At 69.7% G+C, this 1,376-nt stretch carries 1 protein-coding gene; it reads right to left on the bottom strand.

Features of this window, described 5'->3' with window-relative positions:
- Positions 1–39: 39 nt before the first annotated feature.
- The gene (locus ABLM29_RS22265) at positions 40–1,254 is read right to left on the bottom strand and encodes a DDE-type integrase/transposase/recombinase (protein ID WP_349716839.1); all 1,215 of its coding nucleotides are present in this window, start codon (positions 1,252–1,254) and stop codon (positions 40–42) included.
- Between the last annotated feature and the right edge of the window lie 122 nt (positions 1,255–1,376).

Here is a 1,376-nt window from a genome sequence, read left to right as displayed (position 1 = left end):
CGATGTGTTGTGTCTCGGGACATCGCGGACACATATGTCTCAAGACATCGCGGACACTTTCCTACCGCGGGGGTTGGCTGACTGGTAGCCCGCTCGTGATTTCAGGTCGAACTCCACGACCAGTCGGTTGCTGTCGAAGACGGTGACCCGGGTGCCGCGGCGGAACAGGGTCACGGTCTTGCCGGCGTGGGCGCGGCCGATCCCGACGCGGGTGCGGTGGATGGTCACGGTGCCGTTGACGGCGACCTTGCCGCGAGTGAGGTGCAACGGCGCCTCGACAGGCCCGGCGGGGGCGGCCTTGTCGCCCAGTGCGTAGCGCTGCGCGGGGGTCAGCCCACCGAGGTGGGTCTTGGGACGGTCGTGGTTGAACTGCTGCCGGTAGGCGTCCAGGGCGGCCTGGAGCTCGGCGACGGTCTCGTAGGGTCCGTGGGTCTCGAGCCAACGCTGGACGGGCTGGTGGGCGCGCTCGACCTTCCCGCAGGTCTGGGGGTGTCCGACCCGGCTGGTGACGTGCCGGACCCCCAACTGGGTCAGGTTCGCTTCCAGCGGGCTGGTCCAGCCCCGGCGCCGACCAGAGAACGCGGTGCCGTTGTCGGTGAGCAGCTCGGCCGGCAGCCCATACCGGCCCGCGGCGAGGGTCAGGGTGTCCCAGACCTGTTCGGCGTTCTCGCTGCGTGCGACCTGCAAGGCGATCTCGTAGCGCGAGCAGTCGTCGATCACGTGCAGCACCACCACCCGCCACCCCGACGCGAGGGTCCACTCGAAACCGTCCATCTGCCAACGCTGGTTCGGTTGGTCGGCCTCGAACCTGCGGCGCGCGGCACGCGGGCGGCGTTGGGGGACCTTGACCAGCTGTCCGCGTCGGTCCAGGACCCGGTTGATCGTGGCCCGCGAGGGCAGCGGTTGGCTGGCCGGCCAGGAGCAGGCGCCGGCGTCGATCTGGGCCTGGAGCCGGAACCGGATCTGGTCCGCGCCGGCGTCCCACCCGCCGTCGAGGAGCTCTTTGCGGGCCCGGATCAGCTCGTCCTCACAGGCGGCCGTGAGCCGTTCGGGACTGGTCAGCGGGCGACGTGTGCGGGGGAAGAACCCGTCCACGCCCTCGGCCTGGAACCGGGCCACGTACTTGTAGAACATCGTCTTCGAGATCCCCAACGCCGCGCACTCCGCGCGCACGTTGATCCTCGGGTGCGGCCCGGTCGTCGGGTCCAGGGACTCCACGTACCGGGCCACCAGCGCTGCCACTTCGGGGCTCACCGCGACTCCATCTCTGGCCACGATCCACCCTGCGCATCGTGCGCGCTGGACGGGTCGTGAACCGGTCAGGTGTCCGCGATGTCGTGAGACTCAATGTGTCCGCGATGTCCTGAGCCTCCACA

It is taken from the genome of Nocardioides sp. YIM 152588, from assembly GCF_040191335.1.
Classification (GTDB): Bacteria; Actinomycetota; Actinomycetes; order Propionibacteriales; family Nocardioidaceae; genus Nocardioides.
Note: the sequence above shows the minus strand (reverse complement) of the source record. Positions and strands in the feature narration are given on the sequence as shown.